The 22,217-nt window shown below is 67.9% G+C and carries 17 protein-coding genes and 1 riboswitch; of the genes, 5 read left to right on the top strand and 12 right to left on the bottom strand.

Annotation, left to right across the window (positions count from 1 at the left end):
• Window positions 1–137: 137 nt before the first annotated feature.
• The 9 genes from LFM09_RS04545 to LFM09_RS04505 form a co-directional block, all read right to left on the bottom strand.
• On the bottom strand, window positions 138–644 hold the full coding sequence (locus tag LFM09_RS04545; RefSeq protein WP_414094971.1) for an RICIN domain-containing protein: 507 nt from the start codon (window positions 642–644) through the stop codon (window positions 138–140).
• 323 nt (window positions 645–967) lie between these two features.
• The gene (locus tag LFM09_RS04540; RefSeq protein ID WP_109639288.1) at window positions 968–1,150 is read right to left on the bottom strand and encodes a DUF6104 family protein; all 183 of its coding nucleotides are present in this window, start codon (window positions 1,148–1,150) and stop codon (window positions 968–970) included.
• A gap of 83 nt (window positions 1,151–1,233) precedes the next feature.
• Complete coding sequence (locus LFM09_RS04535; RefSeq protein WP_414094970.1) at window positions 1,234–4,908, bottom strand: multifunctional oxoglutarate decarboxylase/oxoglutarate dehydrogenase thiamine pyrophosphate-binding subunit/dihydrolipoyllysine-residue succinyltransferase subunit; 3,675 nt, start codon at window positions 4,906–4,908, stop codon at window positions 1,234–1,236.
• 342 nt (window positions 4,909–5,250) lie between these two features.
• A complete protein-coding gene (locus LFM09_RS04530; protein ID WP_414094969.1) occupies window positions 5,251–6,096 on the bottom strand; it encodes a hypothetical protein in 846 nt (281 codons plus the stop codon).
• Between the two features lie 744 nt (window positions 6,097–6,840).
• Entirely contained in the window at window positions 6,841–10,551 is a 3,711-nt protein-coding gene (locus LFM09_RS04525; RefSeq protein WP_414094968.1) for an ABC transporter ATP-binding protein, read from the bottom strand.
• A 56-nt stretch (window positions 10,552–10,607) separates the two neighbouring features.
• Window positions 10,608–11,483, bottom strand: a complete 876-nt coding sequence (locus tag LFM09_RS04520; protein WP_414094967.1) for a hypothetical protein — start codon at window positions 11,481–11,483, stop codon at window positions 10,608–10,610.
• Window positions 11,483–12,439, bottom strand: coding sequence for an ABC transporter ATP-binding protein (locus LFM09_RS04515; protein ID WP_414094966.1), 957 nt, complete (start codon window positions 12,437–12,439; stop codon window positions 11,483–11,485). Before LFM09_RS04515 ends, LFM09_RS04520 begins: the two co-directional genes overlap by 1 nt.
• A gap of 22 nt (window positions 12,440–12,461) precedes the next feature.
• The gene (locus tag LFM09_RS04510) at window positions 12,462–12,899 is read right to left on the bottom strand and encodes a hypothetical protein (protein WP_414094965.1); all 438 of its coding nucleotides are present in this window, start codon (window positions 12,897–12,899) and stop codon (window positions 12,462–12,464) included.
• On the bottom strand, window positions 12,899–13,081 hold the full coding sequence (locus LFM09_RS04505; protein WP_045312139.1) for a hypothetical protein: 183 nt from the start codon (window positions 13,079–13,081) through the stop codon (window positions 12,899–12,901). The genes LFM09_RS04510 and LFM09_RS04505 overlap by 1 nt, the downstream gene beginning before the upstream one ends.
• Before the next feature lie 479 nt (window positions 13,082–13,560).
• On the opposite strand from LFM09_RS04505, the gene LFM09_RS04500 reads away from it, so the two are divergent.
• Window positions 13,561–15,012: an MFS transporter gene (locus LFM09_RS04500; RefSeq protein ID WP_414094964.1), complete on the top strand. Its 1,452-nt coding sequence runs from the start codon at window positions 13,561–13,563 to the stop codon at window positions 15,010–15,012.
• A 10-nt stretch (window positions 15,013–15,022) separates the two neighbouring features.
• Window positions 15,023–15,706, top strand: a complete 684-nt coding sequence (locus tag LFM09_RS04495; protein WP_414094963.1) for a TetR/AcrR family transcriptional regulator — start codon at window positions 15,023–15,025, stop codon at window positions 15,704–15,706.
• Between the two features lie 155 nt (window positions 15,707–15,861).
• Here LFM09_RS04495 and ald read toward each other — a convergent pair whose 3' ends face one another.
• Complete coding sequence (gene ald, locus LFM09_RS04490; RefSeq protein ID WP_414094962.1) at window positions 15,862–16,974, bottom strand: alanine dehydrogenase; 1,113 nt, start codon at window positions 16,972–16,974, stop codon at window positions 15,862–15,864.
• A gap of 358 nt (window positions 16,975–17,332) precedes the next feature.
• Window positions 17,333–17,426, top strand: a riboswitch (glycine riboswitch).
• A 62-nt stretch (window positions 17,427–17,488) separates the two neighbouring features.
• On the opposite strand from ald, the gene gcvH reads away from it, so the two are divergent.
• From gcvH to LFM09_RS04475, 3 genes are all read left to right on the top strand, one after another.
• Window positions 17,489–17,869 carry a glycine cleavage system protein GcvH gene (gcvH, locus tag LFM09_RS04485; protein WP_414094961.1) on the top strand — a complete coding sequence of 127 codons (381 nt, stop codon included), beginning with the start codon at window positions 17,489–17,491 and terminating at the stop codon, window positions 17,867–17,869.
• A gap of 29 nt (window positions 17,870–17,898) precedes the next feature.
• Complete coding sequence (locus LFM09_RS04480; protein ID WP_414094960.1) at window positions 17,899–19,263, top strand: L-serine ammonia-lyase; 1,365 nt, start codon at window positions 17,899–17,901, stop codon at window positions 19,261–19,263.
• Window positions 19,264–19,346: 83 nt separating this feature from the next.
• A complete protein-coding gene (locus LFM09_RS04475) occupies window positions 19,347–20,237 on the top strand; it encodes a cytochrome P450 (RefSeq protein WP_414094959.1) in 891 nt (296 codons plus the stop codon).
• Between the two features lie 15 nt (window positions 20,238–20,252).
• Here LFM09_RS04475 and LFM09_RS04470 read toward each other — a convergent pair whose 3' ends face one another.
• Window positions 20,253–20,606: a winged helix-turn-helix transcriptional regulator gene (locus tag LFM09_RS04470; protein WP_414094958.1), complete on the bottom strand. Its 354-nt coding sequence runs from the start codon at window positions 20,604–20,606 to the stop codon at window positions 20,253–20,255.
• A 950-nt stretch (window positions 20,607–21,556) separates the two neighbouring features.
• Entirely contained in the window at window positions 21,557–22,207 is a 651-nt protein-coding gene (locus tag LFM09_RS04465) for a TVP38/TMEM64 family protein (protein WP_414094957.1), read from the bottom strand.
• Window positions 22,208–22,217 lie beyond the last annotated feature (10 nt).

Genomic DNA, 22,217 nt, shown 5'->3' with positions numbered 1-22,217 from the left:
GTTGCGCGTCCACTGCTGCGGAGCTCCGCCCCAGCAGCGCCACTGCCAGATCTTGCCGCCGTTCCAGTTCTCGTTCGGGTTGGCGTCCAGGCACCTCAGGCTGTGCTCNTGGGGGCCCCCCACGCCCGTTTGTCAGGTCAGACCTTGTTGCGCGTCCACTGCTGCGGAGCTCCGCCCCAGCAGCGCCACTGCCAGATCTTGCCGCCGTTCCAGTTCTCGTTCGGGTTGGCGTCCAGGCACCTCAGGCTGTGCTCGTTCTGCAGCGTGCCGGGCAGGCCCGGCGCCTGTGCCCACTTCTGGAACGAGGTGCCGTTGCACTGCCAGACCCAGACCTTGCCGCCGTCCCAGTTCTCCTTGGGGTCGGCGTCGAGGCACATCGAGGTGTTCAGCATCGGCCTGATGGTGCGGTCGTCGTAGAACATCCACTTCTGCTGGTTGGCGTTGTCGCGGGCGTACTGGATGACCTTGCCACCGTTCTTGCTGACCTCGTTGGGAAGAACCTCCAGGGCCCGGCCCGGCGGAGTGCCGACCGTGAGCACGAAGGGACCGTCGATGGCCTGCGCACCCACCGGCGCCGCGGACGCGACGGCCGGCAGTGCCGTCAGCGCGAGTGTCGCCGCAGCGATCATGATCTTCTTGAGCAAGACTCCCCCTCAGGAGTTCGTTGATCGAACGAATCGATCATCGCTAGGCCCGAGGGGGAGCGCCTGAGCATCGGGATGCTCAAAAACGTTGGCAAATAGCCAAAAGCTGCCAAAAGGTCAGGACACGGCTCAGGGCACCTTGCCGCCGTTCTGGTGCACGGTGTCCGGGTGCGCGTCCAGCAACGGGCACGGCGACAGCCCCGGTCTGCAGGTACTGCGCCGGTACCGCGTTCGCGGTGCCTGGCAGGGCGAGTGCGGACGCCGCGAGAACGTCCGTCGTCTTCCTGAAATGATCAAAAGGTGAGGCCTGGGGCGAGACTTCGTCAGTCCTCGAAGTCGTCCTCGTCGTCGCGCGCCAGGTAGGTGGCGAGCCGCTCGACGGCCGTCTCGAAGTCCGGGTTGGCGTCGACGAACGAGCGGAGCTTGTCGGCGAGCCACGCGAGCGTGACCTCTTCCTCGCCGCGCCGCTTCTCGAGCTCCTCGATGCCGCGATCGGTGTGGTACATGCTCAAAACTCCTGTGTAGTCCTAGAAAACGAGCCGCCGGACCCTTCAGGAGGGCCCGGCGGCTCGGTTCGGTCAACCAGTGATCACTCGAACGCGCGGGTGATGATCTCGCGCTGCTCGACCTCGTGCACCTTGCTCGAACCGGCCGACGGAGCGGCCATCGGGCGGCGCGACACGCGGCGGACGGTGCCCAGGTGCTCGGGCAGCAGCTCCGGCAGGGCCAGACCGTAGAACGGCCAGGCACCCTGGTTCGCCGGCTCCTCCTGCACCCAGCGGACGGTCTTCGCGTTCGGGTAGCGCTCCAGGGTCTCGGTCAGCTTGCGGGCCGGGACCGGGTAGAGCTGCTCGACGCGCACGATCGCCACCTCGCCGCTGCCGCGCTTCTCGCGCTCGGCGTGCAGCTCGTAGGAGATCTTGCCGCTGCACAGCAGGACGTTCGTGACCGCGTTCGGGTCCTTGATCGTCGGGTCGTCGATCACGGACTGGAAGCGGTCGTTGATGAACTCGTCCGTGCCGGACACCGCGGCCTTGAGGCGCAGCATCGACTTCGGCGTGAACACCACGAGCGGCCGGTCCACACCGTCGAGGGCGTGGCGGCGGAGCAGGTGGAAGTAGTTCGCCGGGGTCGACGGCACCGCGACGGTCATGGAGCCCTCGGCGCACAGCTGCAGCCAGCGCTCGATGCGGCCCGACGTGTGGTCGGGGCCCTGGCCCTCGTGGCCGTGCGGCAGCAGGATCACGACGTCGGAACGCTGACCCCACTTGGCCTCACCGGACGAGATGAACTCGTCGATGATCGGCTGCGCGCCGTTGACGAAGTCACCGAACTGCGCCTCCCACAGGACCAGTGCCTGCGGGTTCGCGACCGAGTAGCCGTACTCGAAGCCGAGCGCGGCGAACTCCGACAGCACCGAGTCGTAGACCATGAACTTGCCCTGTTCGGGCGAGAGGTGCTGCAGCGGCGTGTACTCGTCGCCGGACTTGCGGTCGATCAGGGTCGCGTGGCGCTGCACGAACGTGCCGCGGCGCGAGTCCTGGCCGGCCAGGCGGATGTTGCGGCCCTCGAGTGCCAGCGAGCCGAACGCGAGCAGCTCGGCGAACGCCCAGTCGATGCCGCCCTCGCGCGCCATCTTCGCGCGGCGCTCCAGCACCGGCTTGACGCGGGCGTGCGGCGTGAAGCCCTCGGGCAGGTTCACGTGCGCGTCGGCGATGTACTCCAGCGTCTCGCGGGAGATGCCCGTGGGCAGCTTCGCCGGGATCTGCTGCTCGGCCTCGACCGACGGGCTGACCGTGACCGGGTGCTTCTCGAGCTCGCGGACCTCGTTGAAGACGTGCTCCAGCTGGCTGGAGAAGTCCTGCAGCGCCTTCTCGGCCTCTTCGACCGTGATGTCGCCGCGGCCGATCAGGGCCTCGGTGTAGGTCTTGCGGACCGAGCGCTTCTGGTCGATCACGTCGTACATCGCCGGCTGCGTCATCGAGGGGTCGTCGCCCTCGTTGTGGCCGCGGCGGCGGTAGCAGACCATGTCGATCACGACGTCCTTGTGGAACGCCTGGCGGTAGTCGACGGCCAGCTTCGCGACCCAGTAGCAGGCCTCGGGGTCGTCGCCGTTCACGTGGAAGACCGGCGAACCGATCATCTTCGCGACGTCGGTCGAGTACTTCGAGGACCGCGAGTGCTCCGGCGCGGTGGTGAAGCCGACCTGGTTGTTCACGACGATGTGGACCGTGCCACCGGTGCGGTAACCGCGCACCAGCGCCAGGTTCAGCGTCTCGGCCACGACACCCTGGCCCGCGAACGCCGCGTCACCGTGCAGGGCGACCGGCAGGACGGGGAAGAAGTCGCCGCCGCGGTCGATCAGGTCCTGCTTGGCGCGCACGATGCCCTCGAGCACCGGGTCGACGGCTTCGAGGTGCGACGGGTTCGCGGTCAGCGACACCTTGGTCTCGCCGTCGCCGAACATCCGGAAGTACTTGCCCTCGGCACCGAGGTGGTACTTCACGTCGCCGGAGCCGTGCGCCTGGCCGGGGTCGAGGTTGCCCTCGAACTCGCGGAAGATCTGCGAGATCGGCTTGCCGACGATGTTCGCGAGCACGTTCAGGCGACCGCGGTGCGGCATGCCGATGACGACCTCGTCGAGCTCGTGCTCGGCGGCCTTGTCCAGCACCGCGTCGAGCAGCGGGATGACGGTCTCGCCGCCCTCCAGCGAGAAGCGCTTCTGGCCGACGTACTTGGTCTGCAGGAACGTCTCGAACGCCTCAGCCGCGTTCAGCTTGCTGAGGATGTACTTCTGCACGGTGGCCGGCGGCTTCTCGTGCGGAACCTCGACGCGGTCCTGGATCCAGCGGCGCTCTTCAGGCTCCAGGATGTGCATGTACTCGACGCCGACCGTGCGGCAGTACGAGTTGCGCAGCACACCCAGGATGTCGCGCAGCTTCATCCGCTCCTGGCCGGCGAACCCGCCGACCGGGAACTCGCGGTCCAGGTCCCACAGCGTGAGGCCGTGGCTGAGCACGTCCAGGTCCGCGTGGGAGCGCTGGCGGTAGTTCAGCGGGTCCGTGTCGGCCATCAGGTGGCCGCGGGTGCGGAACGCGTCGATCAGCTCGATGACGCGGGCCGTCTTGTCGACAGCGCCCTCGGGGATGTCGGCGACCCAGCGGATCGGCTCGTAGGGCAGCCGCAGCGACGCGAAGATGTCGTCGTAGAAGCCGTCCTCGCCCAGCAGCAGCTGGTGGATGCGCTTGAGGAACTCGCCCGACTCCGCACCCTGGATGATGCGGTGGTCGTACGTGGAGGTCAGCGTGATGATCTTGCTGACACCCATGTCGGTCAGGGCCTGCTCGCTGGTGCCCTGGAAGTGCGCGGGGTACTCCATCGCGCCGACGCCGATGATCGCGCCCTGACCGGCCTGCAGTCGCGGCACCGAGTGGTTCGTGCCGATCGTGCCGGGGTTGGTCAGCGAGATCGTGGTGCCGGAGAAGTCGTCCGTGGTCAGCGAGCCGGAGCGCGCCTTGCGGATCAGGTCCTCGTAGGCCTGCCAGAACTGCGTGAACGTCATGTTCTCGCAGCCCTTGACCGACGCGACGACCAGCGTGCGCTGCCCGTCCTTGCCCGGCAGGTCGATCGCCAGGCCGAAGTTCACGTGCTCCGGCGTGACGACGAACGGCTTGCCGTTGTCCTCGGCGTAGTGCCGGTTCATGTTCGGGTACGCCTGCAGCGCCCGGACCACCGCGTAGCCGATGACGTGCGTGAAGGAGACCTTCCCGCCGCGCGTCCGCTTCAGGTGGTTGTTGATGACGATGCGGTTGTCGGCCAGCAGCTTGGCGGGCACGGCACGCACGCTGGTCGCGGTCGGAACGGTGAGCGAGAGCTCCATGTTCTTCGCGATCGCGGCGGCGGCACCGCGCAACTGCTTCTGCTCGGGCTGCGCACTCGGCTTGACCGGCGCGGCCTTCGCGGCCTGCTGCGGCGCCGGCTTCCCGGTCTGCGGCAGCGAGGCGGCGGGCTTGGGCTGCGGCTTCGCGGCGGCGGGCGCGGCGGTGCCGTTGTCCGCTGCGGGCGGCGTCACGGTCGTGGTGGTCGTCGTACCACCCGCGCTCGCCGTGGCGGCGCTGCCGTTGCCGCCGGCACGCTTGTAGTCGGCAAAGAAGTCATGCCATGCCGGGTCTACTGATGACGGGTCCGCGAGGAACTGCTCGTACATCTCCTCGACGAGCCACTCGTTCGGCCCGAATTGTGACGCAGGACTGCTGCTGGACACGGCTGGCGCTCGCCTCTATCCATCTCGCTCTTGGTGTTGACTCATGCGGTAGTCAGGCTAGTCCCCCTGGCCCCGGCCTTCACACGCTGGAGGCACCTGGCAAGGAGTGCTCAGTCACAGGATCGATCAGGACGGGCCTGGCGTCACCCGCAGTTGAGCAATTCTTGATGTGCGTCTCACTACGTCGCCTCCCTTTCGGGCAATGTCCACTGGGCTGTTGGACGGGCATACGCACCGAGAGCAGTGATCAGTTCACGATAGGTACAACAACGGCACTCCGCCGATTGATCCTGTCGATCTTGTCGGGTGGCCGGGTGCCGGTTCAGAGGTTCAGTTCCTGGTTCAGGTCAGTGAACGGCGGATCGAGTCGGTCATGGCTTTGACGAACCTCTGCCTGGTTTCGTCGCTGGTGCGGTCCAGGGACAGGTACGGGTTGAGGTCTTCCAGCTCCACGAGCAGCAGGTCTCCTGCTTTTGTGCGGCAGGCGTCCACCCGTTGGATGCCGTGGTCGAGGGTGTTCCAGTCGATGAACTTCTGTGCGAAATCCAGGTCTGCCGGGGTTGGGGTGCAGGCCGTCAGTTCCCAGCGGTGAGCCGGGTCCGGGGCGTGGAGGGCGTACTGGAAGTCGTGGTCCACGAAGTAGAACGAGACCTCGTACTCGAAATCGATCTTCGGCTGGATGAGCAGGTCTCTGGTGTCTGTGTTGTTCAGCCTCGCTGGGAGGGCGTCGTGGGGGACGAACTCCAGGCCGTGTGAGTCTGCGCCGGCTTTGGGTTTCACGACGTACTCGGCTGATGCGGGGAGGCGGGGTAGGTCTTCGCGGTGGTCGACGGTGGGGATCACCGGGTAGCCCTCGGTGGTCAGGTCGACCAGGTACTGCTTGCCGGCCATGTCCGCCTTGCCGGTCAGGGGGTTGTAGATGCGGTGGTTGGTGCGCTTGGCCTGGGTGCGGAAGTTGGCGTAGGCCTCTGGGTAGTCGATCACTGGGCCGCTGTTGCGGACGATCACCGTGTCGAAGTTCGCCATCAGGGAGGCGGCGTCTTCCGGGTGGCAGATGGCCAGGTCGAAGTGGGGTCTCAGGTTTTTGGTCAGGTAGATGTCCTCGTCGCAGTAGCGCCTGCCCTTTGCCGGGTAGGCGAGGTCTGAGACGTAGAGGAGTTTGGGGCGGGGGGTGGAGCGCGGTGGCATGGCGGGGACTCCTTTGACCTGCGGCGGTCTGGGGAGTGGTTGTACGTCATGGGTGGGGGTGGCGACGAGGGTTCGTGTTCTGGGCCACGGGGTGGCCTGGTGCGCGCATTGAGGTGGTGTGCGCGCAGTAGTCGTGCGGGTGGTCGCCTTGCGGTGGCGGGCTCGCGGTAGTCGGCCGGGTGGTCGCCTTGCGTTGGCGGGCGTCGGTTCCCTGGCGGGCGGGTCGGCTTGCGTGCGCTGGTCACGTTCCAGCGGAGGGGTCGCGTGGCGTGCGGGCGGTCGCCTTGCGTGCGTGGCTGGGCGGGTCCTTAGACGGGCCGGGTCATTTCATCGCCGCTTCGCGACGATTGCGATTGGGGCTTGACTTCGGGGCCCTTACGAGGCGCTGGTCGGCCTTAAAAAGCCGGGCTGATAAAGCGCCCGGCCGATCCGAACGGTAGCGCCTCGAACCCAAAGTCAAGCCCCAATCGCCGTCGTGCGTGGGCACGTTGACACCGGACGTCACCATCACCGCTACCCATGCGGGCAGCAGGCCCTTACGGGCTCGCTTCGCTTCGCCCCTGGCGGAAGGCGGTGGCTTGGCTTCGCCGTTGCCCTGCGTGGCAGCAGGCCTGTCCGGCTCGCTTCGCATCGCCACTGGCGGAAGGGCGGCTCGCCTTCGGCTTTGCCCTGCGTGACAGCAGGCCGTTTCGGGCTCGCCTTCGGCTTCGCGGGTGCGTGGCGCGCGGGTGCGTGGGGCGTGGGTCAGGCGGCGGCTTCTGGGGTTGTGCCGTGGCGCCACAGGCGGGCGTAGGTGCCGTTGGCGGTCAGCAGGTCGGTGTGGGTGCCCTGCTCGACGATCTTGCCGTTGGCCAGGACGACTATTCGGTCGGCTCGGGCTGCTGTGGCCAGGCGGTGGGCCACCACGAAGGTGGTTCTTGTGCCGGTCAGGTGGTCGCTGGCTGCCAGGACCGCTGATTCGGTGGACGGGTCCAGGGCTGCTGTGGCTTCGTCCAGGAGCAGGAGGTCCGGGTTCACCAACTCGGCTCTGGCCAGGGCGAGGAGTTGGCGTTGGCCTGCGGAGAGGTGGTTGCCGCGTTCGCCCACCGGTTGGTGGAAGCCGTTGGGGAGGGTGGCGACCATGGGGAGGGCGCCTACGGCTTCTACTGCTTGCTGGATTTCTGTTTTGGTGGCGGTGGGGCGGCCGTAGGCGACGTTTTCTGCCACGTCGCCGCCGAACAGGTGGGCTTCTTGGGGGACTACTCCCAGGCGTTGGCGGTAGGCGCTCAGGTCGTAGGTGCGGATGTCGGTGCCGTCGACCAGGACTGTGCCGTTGGTGGCGTCGTAGAAGCGGGCCACGAGTTTGACCAGGGTGGATTTGCCGGCGCCGGTTTCGCCTACCAGGGCGACTGTTTCGCCTGGGGTCACGTGCAAGGTGACGTTGTCCAGGGCTGGGTTGTCGGCCCCCGGGTAGGTGAAGGTGACGTTGCGGAGTTCCACCTCGCCGCGCAGGCGGGGTGGGACCGGGGTTGGGGTTTCTGGCGGTTCGACTGTGGTCGGGGTGCGCAGGAGGTCGCCGATGCGGCGTAGGCCCACGCGGGCTTGTTGGTAGCCGTCGAAGACGCCGGAGAGTTGCTGGACCGGGTTGAAGAAGAGGCCCAGGTACAGGAGGAAGGCCAGTAGGACGCCAGGGGTCAGGGTGCCGTCGGCCACTCGGTGGGCGCCTGCGGAGAGGACCAGGGCTTGGGCCACGCCGGAGAGCATTGCCACGAACGGGAAGTAGGTGGCGATGTAGCGCTGGGCTCGCAGGCGGGTGCGGCGGTAGGCGTCGCTGCGTTCGGCGAAGGCTTCTGCTGAGCGGCGTTCGCGGGTGTAGGCCTGGGAGACGCGCAGGCCCGAGACGTTTTCTTGGAGGTCGGCGTTCACCGCGCTGACGCGTTCGCGGGCTTCTGCGTAGGCGACGGAGGAGAGGCGTTGGAAGATCACCGTGGCGATCAGCAGGATCGGGAGCACGGCCAGGGCGATCAGGGCCAGGGACGCGTCGGTGACCACCAGGGCCGCGGTGATGCCCACGACCGTCAGCAGGCTGATCACGGCGGTGACCAGGCCGGTTTGCAGGAACGTCGAGAGGGCGTCGACGTCCGTCGTCATCCTCGTCATGATGCGGCCGGCCATCTCGCGCTCGTAGTAGTCGAGGCCCAGGCGTTGCAGGTGGGCGTAGCTGCGGACGCGCAGCAGGTAGAGCAGGCGTTCGCCCAGGCGGGCGGCGAAGATCGTGCTGCCCACCGTGGTCAGCCAGCCGGCCACCACCAGGCCCACGCCGAGCGCCACGGCCAGCCAGAGGGCGGATTCGGCGCCGGTCAGCACGCCGCCGTCGACGCCCAGGCGCACCAGCGCGGGCAGGCCCATGCCCACCAGGGCGTCCAGCACCACCAGTGCGCCTACTCCGGCCATGGCCCAGCGGACCGGGCGCAGGAGCCGGGCCAAGCGGAAGCCGGGGTCGGGGGCGCGTGGGTCTTCGCCGTGCAGGACCGGGGTTTCGGTTGCCGGGGGCAGCTTGCGGACCTGGGCCAGCAGTTCCGGGGTCGGTGGGCCGCCGGCCAGCGCGGACATCCCGCCGCCACCTCCGCCGCCACCGCCTCTGCGGCCTCCTGAGCCGCCCGGCGCGGGGGCCCTGGCCTCGTCGATCAGGCGCTTGTCCAGGTCTTCCCGGCTCAGCTCGGGCCAGAGCTCGCCGGTCACGGCCGGGGGCGTGCTCTCGATCGCCTCGTCCGGGCCGGCCAGCAGGTCGCGGTAGAGGGCGCAGCGCTCGGTCAGCTCTTCGTGGGTGCCGACGTCGATCACGCGGCCCTGATCGAGGACGGCGATGCGGTCGGCGAGCGAGAGCGTGGAACGGCGGTGGGCCACGAGCAGCGTGGTGCGGGTCGCGGTCACCGAGGCCAAAGTCGCGTGGATGGCGGCCTCGGTCGCGTTGTCGACGGCGGACGTCGCGTCGTCCAGCAGCAGGACGCGGGGATCGGAGAGCAGTGCGCGGGCCAGGGCGACGCGTTGGCGTTGGCCGCCGGACAAGGTCAGGCCGCGCTCGCCGACCACGGTCTCGTAGCCCTTCGGCAGGGCCTCGATGAAGTCGTGGGCTTCGGCGGCCTTGGCGGCGCGCTCGACGTCCTCCCGCGACGCGTCCGGGCGGCCGTAGGCGATGTTCGCGTACACCGTGTCGGAGAAGAGGAACGCCTCCTCGAACACCACGCCCACCGCGCCGCGCAACGACTCCAGGCGCAGCGTCCGCACGTCCGCGCCGCCCACCCGCACGGCACCGGCGTGAACGTCGTAGAACCGGGGCACCAGCAGGGAGACCGTCGACTTGCCCGAACCCGCGGTGCCGACCAGCGCCAGCGTCTCGCCGGGTTCCACGGCGATCGAGAAGTCCTGCAGCACCGGCTCGCTGCGCGTGTAGCCGAACGTCACGCCCGAGAACGAGATCCCGAGCGGGCCGTCCGGCACCTCGCCGGGGCCGTCGGTCACGTCCGGCTGCGAGTCGATCAGCTCGTAGACCCGCTCGACGCCGGCGCGCGCCAGCTGCGCGGACACCATCAGGCTCGACAGCAGCCTGGTCGGGCCGACGAGGTTGGCCACGTACGTCGTGAACGCCAGGAACGTGCCCAGCGTGACGTTGCCGTTCAACGCCAGCCAGCCGCCGAGCCCGAGCACCCCGACCTGGCCGAGCAGCGGCAGCGCCGTCACGGTCGCGAGCGGCCGCGACGACAGGCGGGCGGTGCGCATCCGTTCCGCGAACAGCGTGCGAGCGTGCTTCTCCAGCCGGGCGACCTCACGCGCCTCCTGGCCGAAGCCCTTCACCACGCGGACGCCGGTGACCGTCTCCTCGACGTGCTGCGCGAGATCGGCCGCCCGCTGCTGCGCCGACCACGTGGCCGGGAACAACGTCAGCCGCGTCCGCCCGGCCAGCCACGCCACCAGCGGCAACACGACCAGGGCGACGATCGTCAGCGGCACCGACAGGTAGAACATCGCGGCGAGAGCGGCCAGCGCGAACACCACCGTGCCCACCGCCAGCGGCGCCATCATCAGCAGCGACTGCACCAGCTGCAGGTCCGTGATCGACCGCGACACGATCTGCCCGGTCCGCATCTCGTCCTGCTTCGCGCCATCGAGCCGCTGCACCGCCGAGAACACGCCGAGTCTCAGATCGTGCTGCACGCCCAACGCCAGCCGGCCGCCCAGGTAGCGGCGTAAGAACGCCGACCCGAACGTCAGCAGCTCCAGCACGACCAGCACGACCGTCAGCAGCCACAACCGGTCCGTGCGGCCCGCCGTCGAGTCGTCGACCGCCGTCTTGAGCAGCAGCGGACCCGCCGCCTGCAGACCCACGCCGACGACCGCCGCGACCACCGACAGCACCACCAGTCGGGGGTGCTGCCAGCACGCGGCGATCAGTCGGCGGATCCAGCCCTTCGTCACGTGTCTCAGGCTACGGACGAGGTCCGACAGAAAATGGTGACCTTAGTGACCGCAGGTCAGGTGATGTCCTTGCGAGCCACCAGCGCCCAGCCGCCACCGAACACGGCACCGACCCAGCCGAGGAAGATCAGCCCGGACAGCCACCACGCCTGCGCTCCACCCGCGCCCGCGAACATCCGCAGCACCTCGATGGCCTCCGGCGGCACCACACCGGCCTTGGACAGGAACAGGTCGACGACCACCGATCCCGTCAGGCCGTCCACCGACCCGTTCGGCAGGAACCCGACGACCGTCTCCGGCACGCCGCCGATCCGCAGGCCGAGCTGCAGCGCGTTCTCGACCACCAGGAAGTACATGATCAGCAGCACGACCACGCCGGCGGTGTGCGGCACCAAGGCGCCCAGGCCGACGCCGAACATCGTCATCAGCACCGACGCCAGCACGCAGACCAGCGCGATCATCGCCCAGCCGCCCGCGTCGGGCCGCTGTCCGGGCTCGCTGGTGAGGATGACGCCGATCGCGACGGAAGCCATGATCGCCAGCCCGTAGATCGCGCCCCACAACGCGTAGACCAGCATCTTCGCCAGCATGGTGTGCATGCGTGACGGAGCGGTCAGGAACGTCGTGGTGATCGTCCGCTGACCGATCTCGCTGGAGATCGCCAGCGCACCGAAGATCAACGGGAACATCGTGGCGAGGTTGATCGACCGGGCGATGCCGAACAGCGAGAACTTCCACTGGTCCGGCGTTACCCCGAGCATGTCCGAGAGCTGCTCGGCGTCCGAGGTCGACGTGAGATCGACGAACCACTGGCCGATCAGGCCGGAGAGCTGGCCTCCGCCGAACGCCACCAACACGGTGGGGATCAGCAGACCCCACCACAGTCCGGTCGTCGTCGTCTTGCGGAGCTCCGCCTGTACGAGGTTGCCCATCAGGCCCAACCACCCTGCTGTTGCTGCTGGTACGGCGCCGGGGCGTAGCCGGCGTACTGGCCACTGGTGAGCTGGAAGAACAGCCGTTCGAGGTCGACCTGCTCCTCCTGGATGCCGTAGACGGACACGCCCGCGCGCAACGCGACGTCCGCGACGTGCTTCGAGTCCACTCCGGACACCGCGAGCCGGCCGTCCTGGAGCTGCTCGATGTGCTGGACGCCGTCCTCCCGCAACGCCGCCGCCAGCGCGTTGATGTCCGACGGCTGCACGAGAACGCGGCGTTGTTGTTGCTGGCGAAGGTGATCCAGCGGCCCGTAGTACATGGTCTGCCCGCGGGAGATGATCACGACCTGGTCGACGGTCTGCTCGACCTCTGCCAGCAGGTGGCTGGAGATCAGCACCGTGCGGCCCATGCGCGCGTACGACTGCAGGAACGTGCGCAGCCAGGCGATGCCCTCGGGGTCGAGGCCGTTGGCGGGCTCGTCCAGCACCAGCACCTGCGGGTCACCGAGCAGCGCAGTGGCCACCGCCAGCCGTTGCTTCATGCCCAGTGAGAACCCACCCACGGAACGGTCGGCCGCGGAAGCCAGGCCGACCAGGTTGATGACCTGGTCGGCCTGCGAGTCCGGCACACCGATCGCGGCCGCGTAGACCTTGAGGTGGTTGCGCGCGGTCCGGCGGGGGTGGAACCCCTGCGCCTCCAGCACCGCGCCCACCACCCGGCCGGGCTGGCCGAGCTGGTGGAACGGTCGCCCGTTGATCGTCGCGGTGCCACTGGTCGGCGTCACCAGTCCCAGCAACATCCGCAGGGTCGTCGTCTTGCCGGCGCCGTTCGGGCCGAGGAAGCCCGTCACGCTGCCGGGGGACACGGTGAAGCTCAGGTTCTGCACCGCGGTCACCGAACCGAACTGCTTGGTCAGGTTCTGCACCGCGATGAGGCCGCTGCCGTCATGCATGCAGCCCATCCTGCCTGATGGCTCAGTCCGGCAAGGCGTGCTTCGGCCGTGTCACCACCGGTGCGCGATGCACCACGGGCGGTGCGTCGGTCAAGATCGGCAGCTCAGCCGTGAGCTCGACCGGTGTCTCTTCCGGTATTTCGATCGTGCCCGATCGGGTGAAAGGGTTGCGCAACGGCTTGCGGCGCTCGCGATGCGGCAGACCCTCGCCGATCAGGTGCTGGTGCGCCATGTTCCAGACCTGGCACGGCCACCTGCGCCGTCGCAACCAGCCGGGACACGCCTTGCACCGGCCGTCCTCGTCGGGTTGGTGCACCGTGAGCAGCAGCCGCCAGCCGTCCGCCAGGCGGTGGATCTCCGCCCGTGCCAGCGGAACCAGCGCCTCGGCCTCGCCGTGCTCAGCGACTTTGTCCAGCAGCGCCAACCTCTGCAGCACCGCGTCTCGCAGAGCTTCGTCCATCACATCTTCGCCGTGGCCTGGTCGAGCAAAGAGCCCAGCCGACGCGTCTGAGTGGCGGACATCACAGCGGTCTCGCCCGGTGGCGTGACCAGCAGAACTCGGTCGTTCTCGACCAGAACGGTCATCGATCTGTCCCGACCGAACGGGTCGTGGCAGTGGATCCATCCCTGTGGTTCAGCCATGGAATCTCCCTTCGAGGGACACCCGACTCCGTGTTCATCGGCCGTTGGCCCTGCTCGCCGCACCGCGCATCCCGGAATTCACTCGTTTGCTGGACCGTGTGAACACGGGCAGTGGTCCAGTCGGGGAAACTTTTCGGTCGCGTTTGGGCGGGGGTGCTGGGCGCGGCTGCCTGAAGCCCGCTATATTTGGTGACGGCGGCCCCGCTCCCAGTGACCCCCAGGCTGGTTGAGCGCGGCCGCCCTTTACGTGGCGGGCCGAGGCGGGCTTTCCTGCTCGTTGGCCTTCGGCCAACTTCGCCGGAGCCCGCAGTATTTGTTGGAGGGACGACCCCTCAAACCCCCGAGGCTCAGGCGCGTTGCGCCTGCGCGACTCGTTTAGCCCCTTCGCGACTCGTTAGCCCCTTCCTCTCTCAGTGAAAACGGCTTGTGTGCGTGTGTCTCGTACGCTGTATGGTCCTCGTACATCGTAAGGGGGACTGATGACGACTGGGGTGACCGAGAAGGTCGGGGTGCAGCCGCACCCACAACGCTGGGCCGTGCTCGGCGTGCTCTGCCTGTCCGTGATGGTCGTGGTGCTGGACAACACCGTGCTGAACGTGGCGATCCCGTCGATCTCCACCGGTCTCGGCGCGAGCACCGCGGACATCCAGTGGATGATCAACGCGTACTCGCTGGCCCTGGCCGGTCTGCTGCTCACGACCGGCGCGCTGAGCGACAGGTTCGGCCGCAAGAGGGCCCTGCTGGCAGGCCTGGTGCTGTTCGGTGCCGGCTCAGCGGTCGCGGCTTACGCGGGCTCGTCCGAGGCGTTGATCGCGGCCCGCGGCTTCATGGGCATCGGCGCCGCGATGCTGATGCCGGGCACGCTGGCCGTGCTGATGCAGTTGTTCGACGAGAAGGAACGCCCGAAGGCAATCGGCATCTGGGCCGCGGTCACGAGCCTCGGCTTCGCGGCGGGCCCGGTGATCGGCGGCGCGCTGATCAAGCACTTCTGGTGGGGCTCGGTGTTCCTGATCAACGTGCCGGTGGCGGTCCTCGCGATCGCGGCCGTCGCAACGCTGGTGCCGGAGTCGAAGGACCCGACCGTGCGCAAGCCGGACGTCCTCGGCTCGGTGCTGTCCGTCGTCGGCATGGTGTCGATCGTGTACGCGGTGATCTCGGTGCCGGAGCACGGTTTCGGTTCTGCGGAGTTCGGTGTGCCGATCGCACTGGGACTCGTGGCCATGACGGCGTTCGCCTTGTGGGAACGGCACACCGCGGAACCGATGCTCGATCTCGGCTTCTTCGCCGACCGTCGTTTCACCGGCGCGGTGGCGTCGGGCGTGCTGGCGGCGTTCGGCATGGCGGGCTCGCTCTTCCTGCTGACGCAACACCTTCAGGGCGTGCTCGGCTACAGCCCGCTGGAGGCAGGCATCCGCGTGGCGCCGATGGCGATCGCGTTGCTCGTCACCAGCAACACCCTGGGCCAGCTCGTGATGAAACTGGGCGCCAGCAAGGCGATGCTGCTCGGCATGACGATCGTCGCGGGCGGCGTGGTGCTGCTGTCGATCGGCACCAACTACCCGCTGACGCTCGCCGGACTGATCCTCATCGGCGTGGGTGTCGGTGTGGCACAACCGGTTGCGGTCAACGCGTTGATGGGCTCAATCCCACCGGAACGGGCCGGCATCGCGTCCGGGTTGTCGGGCACGCTGTCCGAGCTGGGTTCCTCGTTCGGCATCGCGGTGCTGGGCGCGCTGCTGTCCGCGCGGTTCGTGGCTTCGCTGCCCGACGGCGTTCCCGGACGTTCGCTGTCCGAGGCGTTGGGGAGCGGTGCGGACCTCACGGTCGTGCGCGACGCTTTCTCTTCGGGCATGAGCGTCAGCCTGTTGATCGGTGCTCTGGCCGTGTTCCTGGGAGGTGTTGTGGCCAGCGTGTTGCTGCGACGTGCCTAGGATCGCTGCTGTGGACAGCGTGTGGTTCAGCAAACCCAGGCCCAGCAGCGGTCAGCCCCTCGGCCTGAGCCGGGAGGCGATCGTCCGCAAGGCCCTGGAGATGCTGGACGAGCACGGCCTGCAGAAGCTCTCCATGCGCAAGCTGGCGGCGGAGCTGGGCGCGGCCCCGATGTCGTTGTACTGGCACGTGCCGACCAAGGACGCGCTGATGGAGCTCTGCCTGGACGCGGTGTTCGCCGAGCTGGAGCCGCCGGACCCGGACGTCGACTGGGAGACCGCACTGCGCGGGATGATGCACTCGATGCGTCATCTCGCGCTGCGGCATCCGTGGTGGGTGCGGACCATCGGCGAGTACATGAGCATCGGGCCGAACGCTGTGGGGATCTCCGACGCGATGCTCGAACCCATGCGCAACGCTGGGTTGACGCCCGTTGAGGCCTCGCAGTCGGTGTCGACGATGTCGAGCTTTGTGATCGGGTTCGCGCTGGCCGAGGTGAACTTCGGGGATCGGGGGCGGCTTGATGTTCCGCCGCCGGACGTGGCTCGGTTCGCTGATCTCTACCGGGACCGGTTTCCGCGCTATGTGGAGATGATGAACGAGCCTGAGCTGTGGTCGCTGGACCGGCAGTTCGAGTTCGGGTTGGACTGCGTGCTCAGCGGGATCAAGGCGAGCGTCGGCGCGCTGCGGTCATGAGCTGGAGCGTCGACGGCTCGATCCGGCGCCCGATCGAGGTTTCCGCACTTCCGCGGCGTGCCCGCGAGGTGCCTCGACGACAGGCCAGAACTCGCCGGATAGGCGAAACCCCCGCAGCGTGATCGCGTGCGGGGGCCTCATTCATTCAGTTGGCCTTAGATGACGGTCTCCAGCGGCGTGTGCGCGAGGCCGACAGCCTCCGCCACCGGCCCGTTGGTCAGCTGACCGGCGTGCACGTTGAGGCCGAGCGCCAGCGAGCGGTCGTCCTTCAGCGCCTGCGTCCAGCCCTTGTCGGCCAGCGCGACGGCGTAGGGCAGCGTCACGTTGGTCAGCGCGTACGTCGAGGTGCGCGGGACGGCGCCCGGCATGTTCGCCACGCAGTAGAACACCGAGTTGTGGACCTCGTAGGTCGGTTCGGCGTGCGTGGTGGGACGCGAGTCCTCGAAGCAGCCGCCCTGGTCGATGGCGATGTCCACCAGGACCGAGCCCGGCTTCATGTCGGCGACCAGTGCGTTCGAGACCAGCTTCGGGGCGGCGGCACCCGGCACCAGCACGGCGCCGATGACCAGGTCGGCCTCGCGGACGGCCTGCTCGATCGCGAAGGAGTTCGACGCCAGGGTGCGCAGGCGGCCCTGGAACTGGGCGTCGATCTGGCGCAGGCGGTCGACGTTCGTGTCGAGGATCTGCACGTCGGCGCCCATGCCGACGGCGATGGTGGCGGCGTTGATGCCGGCCACGCCGCCGCCGATCACGACCACGCGGGCCGGGGCGACGCCGGGGACGCCGCCGGGCAGCACGCCGCGGCCGCCGGAGGGCTTCATCAGGGAGAACGCGCCTACCTGCGGGGCCAGGCGGCCCGCGACCTCGGACATCGGGGCCAGCAGCGGCAGCGAACGGTTCGGGAGCTGCACGGTCTCGTAGGCGATGGCCGTGGTGCCGGAGGCCAGCAGGGCCTCGGTCAGCGGCTTGTCGGCGGCGAGGTGCAGGTACGTGAAGAGGGTCTGGCCGGCGCGCAGGCGGGGGTACTCCTCCGCGATGGGCTCCTTGACCTTGAGGACGAGATCGCCCTCTGCCCAGACGTCGTCGGCGGTCGCGAGGATCTTGGCGCCCGCGGCGAGGTACTCCTCGTCGGTGATGGCGGAACCGAGGCCGGCGCCCTGCTCGACGAAGACGTCGTGGCCGCGGCTGGTCAGTTCGTGCGCACCGGCGGGGGTGAGAGCGACGCGGTACTCGTGGTTCTTGATCTCGCGGGGAACTGCGATCCGCACGATGACTCCTCCGTTCGGGGCTGGCCTCTGTCTCACAATGTGGGGCAGCCGGAAGGTCATGTCACCGTGCGGATCGCACTATCCGGTAACCCTGGAGTTGTTCACCTAGGACAAAGCGACCTGGGTCACAGCTGCGTGCGAGTCACCCGCGAGTAACCCTCCGACCACCGGATTTCCACCCGACCGGGGCCACTTCCCGACCCCGTGACACACCGACGAGGAACTGCCGGAGCGCTGACCACGTGGTGTGACCACGGCTCGCCCGACGAGGTGACGTGCCGCGTTGACACTCGGCACCGGCCCCACTTAGCGTTCGCGGTGTCCAGAACTGAATACGGCCGCGATGCCGCACGGCATCAGAACCCGAGTGGGAGAGACCTCGACGCACGAAGTCGGGGCGCCGAAGGGGCAAGCTCCCGCACACTCTCAGGCAGCAAGACCGCTCGGGGTAGGCAACTCTGCACGGCGGAGGGGGCGTTAGTTGTCCTGACCCGTCACAGCCAGAGGAGTCGCCGTGGAGTTCCCCGAGAACCTGCTCTACACCGTCGAGCACGAGTGGGTGGACTGGACACCGGGTACCCAGGACCCACTGACCTGCGGAATCACCGAGTACGCGGCCGATGCCCTCGGCGACATCGTCTTCGTGCAGCTTCCGGAGGTCGGCGCCAAGGTCGTGTCGAACGAGGTCTGCGGCGAGCTTGAGTCCACCAAGTCGGTCAGCGACCTGTTCTCCCCGGTGACCGGCGAGGTGATCGAGGTCAACGGCGCGGTCGTCGACGACCCGGCCGTCATCAACAACGACCCGTACGGCGCGGGCTGGCTGTTCAAGGTGCGCGTCGAGTCGGCGGAGAACCTGCTGACGGCGGCCAAGTACGCCGAGCTCACCAAAGACTGACTGACCTCCCCACCGCGAAGGACTGATCAGTGGCGATCAGCGTTTTCGACCTTTTCTCCGTCGGCATCGGACCGTCGAGCTCCCACACGGTCGGCCCGATGCGTGCGGCGGCGATGTTCGTCGAGAAGCTCGGGGCACGGGCGTCCGAAGTGGACCGCGTGCACGTCGAGCTCTTCGGCTCGCTCGGCGCGACCGGGCACGGCCACGGCAGCCCCAAGGCCGTGTTCCTCGGCCTCGAAGGCAACCTCCCCGAAGAAGTCGACCCCGCGGTCGCAGCCGCCCGTGTCGAGGAGATCGTCACGAGCGGACGGCTCAAGCTCGGCGGCGTGCACGAGATCGACTTCGTGCACGACCGCGACCTCGTCATGCACCGCCGCAAGTCGCTTCCGCTGCACCCCAACGGAATGAGCTTCGAGGCGTACCAGGGCGAGGAGTCCGTCGAGCACGCCGTCTACTACTCGATCGGCGGCGGCTTCGTCGTCGACGAGAACGCCAGCGGCACCGACCGGATCAAGCCGGACACCACGCCGTTGCCGCACCCGTTCCTGACCGGCGACGAGCTGCTCGCGCGCTGCCGGGAGACCGGTCTGTCGATCAGCGAGATCATGATGGCCAACGAGCAGTCGTGGCGGACTGAGGACGAGATCCGCCAAGGACTCCTGCACATCTGGCACGTCATGCAGGAGTGCGTGGAACGCGGCTGCACCGAGCACGGCATCCTGCCCGGCGGCCTCAAGGTCCGCCGCCGCGCCGCCGAGATGCGCAAGCGGTTGGAGGGCGAACACTTCGCCACCGATCCGCTGCGGGTCATGGACTGGGTGACGCTCTTCGCGTTGGCGGTCAACGAGGAGAACGCGGCCGGTGGCCGGGTGGTCACGGCACCGACCAACGGCGCGGCCGGCATCGTGCCCGCGGTGCTGCACTACTACACGAAGTTCGTACCCGGAGCGAACGACGACGGGGTCGTCCGCTTCCTGCTGACGGCGGCCGCGATCGGCGTGCTGTTCAAGGAGAACGCCTCCATCTCCGGCGCCGAGGTCGGGTGCCAGGGCGAGGTCGGCTCGGCCTGCTCGATGGCCGCCGGCGGACTCGCCGAGGTGCTCGGCGGCACGCCGGAACAGGTCGAGAACGCCGCCGAGATCGCCATGGAGCACAACCTCGGCCTCACCTGCGACCCGATCGGCGGCCTGGTGCAGATCCCGTGCATCGAACGCAACGCCGTCGCGTCGATCAAGGCGATCACCGCGGTGCGCATGGCGTTGCGCGGAGACGGTTCGCACTTCGTGTCGCTCGACAAGGTCATCAAGACCATGCGGGACACCGGCAAGGACATGTCGGTGAAGTACAAGGAAACCGCTCGCGGCGGCCTCGCCGTCAACGTCATCGAGTGTTAAACAGGACAAGTTCAGGCGGAGCGCGCGTCTCAACAGCTCATGTGCACTTTCGTGACGCGCGCTCGCTGCCACACTCGGCCTTTGTGTCCACCGCGTACGAACCTCTGAACTCGCAGCACATCGCGAACCCGTACCCGCTGTTCGTGCACCTGCGGGCGAGCGAACCGGTGTTCTTCAGCGAGGAGAACGGGTACTGGGTCGTCAGCCGGTACGAGCACGTCGCGCAGGTGTTGCGGGACCCCATCTTCGTCGCCCGCTCGCACCACCTCGATCCCCAGGTGCGCAAGGCACTTCAGGCCACGTTCTCGCCCCGGCGCATGATCAAGCTGGAACCCCTGGTCCGCGACTTCGCCAACCGCCTGATCGACGGCTTCCCGCGGCACGGGTACGGCGACTTCGTGCAGCTGTTCGCGGACCCGTTCCCCGCCATGGTGATGCGCGTCGCGATCGGCACCCTGTCACCGGAGGAGCAGGAACCGTTGGCGGAGTTCGACATGACCGTCAACGTGCTGGCGCTCGGTCTGCGCTCGTTGCTGGGGGAAAGGCGCCGGCACTGGATCGGTGTCGTCAACGATCCCGCCACGATCCCGTCCGTCATCGAGGAACTGCTGCGCTACGAGGGCCCGATGATGAGCCTTTTCCGTTACGCCACCGAGGACGTGGAGATCGGGGGACACCTGGTACCGGCAGGGGCGAAGGTGCAGCTGCTGCTCGCGGCGGCGAACCGCGACGAAGCCGTGTACCACTGCCCGGAGTCGTTCGACCCGTCGCGGCAGATGCCGAGCGTGCACCTCTCGCTGGGAGCTGGTCAGCACTTCTGCGTCGGCGCGCCGCTCGCACGCATGCAAACCCGTGTGGCGCTTGAACAACTGACGTCCCGGCTGCCCGGACTGCGGCTCGCACCGGGCCAGGAGATCACGTTCCGGCCGGACCTGCGCACGCGCGTGCCGGCCCGGTTGATGGTCGAGTGGTGACCCTGCCTTGTCGTGTCAGCGAGCGTCGTACGCCTGCTGCGCCTGGAGCACGTCCGGCATCCGCGCCTCCAGGTGGTGGATCAGCGCGAGCAACAGCTCGGCCGTCTCCTGCCCGAGCGGCGTCAGGGTGTAGTCGACGCGCGGAGGGTTCGTCGGCTGGGCGTCGCGGTGCACGAGCCCGTCGCGTTCGAGCGCCTGCAGCGTCTGGGACAACATCTTCTCGCTGACCCCGTCGACCCTGCGGCGCAGCTCGTTGAACCGCAGCGGACCGTTCACGAGCGCGCCCATCGTCAGGCTGCCCCACCTGCCGGTGACGTGCTCCAGCGTCGGGCGTGACGGACACGCCTTCGCGAACACGTTGTACTCCACACCTGCATACTAACCGATAGTTAGTGCATTTATGAAGGGCTCTTTTGTCCACCTCAAGTGGACGAAGGGCCCTTCATGCTCAAACGGCAAGGTGGCGTTCTGGCCTTGACCTCGGGAGCGCCTAACCTTGTTGCCTTCGCCGTCATGACCTCGGGCCACGTATGGGACCGTTCGCTCCCGTTTCATCGAGAGGTGAGCCTTGCCTGCTCCGCGTGTCGATCCACATCCATGTGAACGCTGTGGGACAACTACGTGTAACCCGCGCTTCTGCAGTAATGCCTGTCACCTCAGTGGTACCCAGGAACAGCGATCGGCACGGCTGCGCAAGCCGCAACCAACGTGCCCTCAGTGTGGTGTCGGCGCCGTCGTGCGCGGTGCGAAAACGTGTAGCCGACCGTGTTCAGACGCGATGCGCCGTCGTCAGCCCGACCCATGCCGCCGATGTGGTTCACGCGAGCGGGTCGGGCGTCGTCGTGGAGGGCCGTACTGCTCATGGGCATGTTTCAACGAAGACCGGTACGAACGCACTGGCTCGTTCGCCAGGTGGATCACAGCGTGGACCTCGGGTCAGGTCTCAGGGACGACTGAGAACGGGAAGCCCGACGACCGAGTGCGGCAAGCACTCGTGTTCCTTCGCGGACAGCAGTGCGAGGAATGCGGGTGGGCCGAGATCAACCCGACGAGCGGACGAGTTCCACTGCATGTTGACCACGTCACAGGTGACCGACAAAGAAACCAACCGCACGAGGTGCGATTGCTTTGCCCCAACTGCCACTCGTTGACGGCAAACTACCAGCACCTCAACAACCCCAACGTCGCGCCAGTTCGCGCGCGGCAAAGCCGGAGGTATCGAGAAACATGGCTGAGCTCTACTCCAACGGCATCCGTTCAGTCATGACTTCCCCGATCGTCAAGGATAAGCGGCTTTGTCGATTGAATGCGCCAGCGATTTATGGCGCCGTCTTCACGAGCCGCCGCAGCAGGTAGAAGAGGCCGACTGTCAGCAGGAACCCGACCGCGCTGATCATCACGATCTGTTCGACGGTTTCCGCGTGCGACCCCGCGAACACGTAGGCGCCGCAGATCGGCACGGTGCCGATGAGCGTGAACAACATGAAAGTCCGGAACGACACCCGCGACACGCCGGCGGACACCGACACCGTCTCCGCCATCATCGGAATGCCGCGCGCCACGCCGAAGAACCACGGCCCGAACTGCCGGCCCCAGCGCCGCATTTCGGTTAGTTCCTCAATGGTTACAACGCGGCGCACCAACCACGGACCGGCATACCTCCCGAGCGCGTATCCTGCGGCAGAGGAACCCAGGGATCCGATGACCGCGAGTGCCAGCCCGAAGGGCAGGCCGAGTGCCGTTCCCGCCAGCACGATGAGCGGAGTGGACGGCACGGGCAGCAGCACGTCCACGACGAGCAGGGCGAAGATCGCCACCGCCGCCCACACCGGGTCGATGCCGCGCACCCACGCCACGACTCCTTCGAAGTCGATGAGGTCGAGCGCCTCGAACACGAGCCAGCTCAGCAGCACGAACGCGAGCACGACGAACGGAATCCACTTCCACCGAACGCCCGTCTCATAACTCATCGGGTGATGG

Origin of the sequence: Lentzea alba, assembly GCF_047445655.1 — a bacterium.
In the GTDB taxonomy this organism is placed as follows: Bacteria; Actinomycetota; Actinomycetes; order Mycobacteriales; family Pseudonocardiaceae; genus Lentzea; species Lentzea alba_A.
This window is presented reverse-complemented; position numbering and strand designations above follow the sequence as displayed.